The organism is Paraburkholderia sp. SSBN10T, assembly GCF_056619545.1.
Genome location: NZ_JBWQQI010000062.1, coordinates 1 through 917 on the forward strand (window position 1 = coordinate 1; position 917 = coordinate 917).

A 917-nucleotide genomic window follows, 5' to 3' on the forward strand; every position below is an offset into this window, starting at 1 on the left:
GGTAACAGGTGTGCGGGGACATGGGTAACATATGATCCGCTCATTCCTGCTGGTTCAGGTTGATGGTTCCGAAATGGTGATGCGCAAAAAACAGGTCGTAGCAGTTCTCTTCACCGGCGCGCTCGCGGATGGCGACGGGCAGGTTCTGCAATGCGTTTGATACCTTGAATTGCCGCTTCCTGAAGCGTAGCTCACCGTTCCACTTCACGCGCTGCACGAGATCGTTCTCACCATATTCGATTGGCGGCAGGATCTCGGGGTATGCCCGGGGACTGGGCCGGTAGCGTGTGACGGGGGTTGCCATGTCCAGCGCCTGATGTGGGCGCTGATGGTTGTAGACCGTGCGCCACGCATCGAACGCCTGCTGGACGCTGTTCAGGTCCCTGAAATGGCGGCCGCTGATGAGCTCGGCCTTCAGCGTGCGGTGAAACCGCTCCTTCTTGCCGTTGGTCTGCGGATGGGCTACCCGGCTGTGGGACAGTCGCACGCCCAGCCGGATGAGCCAGATGGCCAGTTCGGTCAACTGCCCCGGCTGGCTGGGGCTGCCCCACGGCGAACCGTTGTCCGCGTTGATACGCAACGGTAGACCGTAGCGTCGGAAGGTGCGCTCCAGATGATGCTGCACGGTCCGGGTGTCGGTGCAGATGCAGGCATCGAGCGTCACGCTGTAGCGCGAATGATCGTCCAGCAAGGTCAGTGGCGAACAGTGCCGTCCATCCTGCAGGTCGAACCAGCCCTTGAAATCCATCTGCCACAGGTCGTTGGGCTGCTCATGTTCGAAGCGCTGCCAGGGTGTGGCAGCGTCGGAGGCGCCCGGATCAATCAGCCCATGACGATGCAGGATGTCCGTCACGGTGCTGGGTGCGGGTACGTCCGCGTGACCCTGATCGCGCAGGCGCCGGCTGATCTTGCGTCCG

At 62.2% G+C, this 917-nt stretch carries 1 protein-coding gene; it reads right to left on the reverse strand.

The window, feature by feature from the left end:
- Positions 1 to 40: 40 nt before the first annotated feature.
- A partial coding sequence (locus tag AC1ECK_RS36630; RefSeq protein WP_480328182.1) for an integrase core domain-containing protein occupies positions 41 to 917 on the reverse strand: 877 nt, incomplete at its 5' end.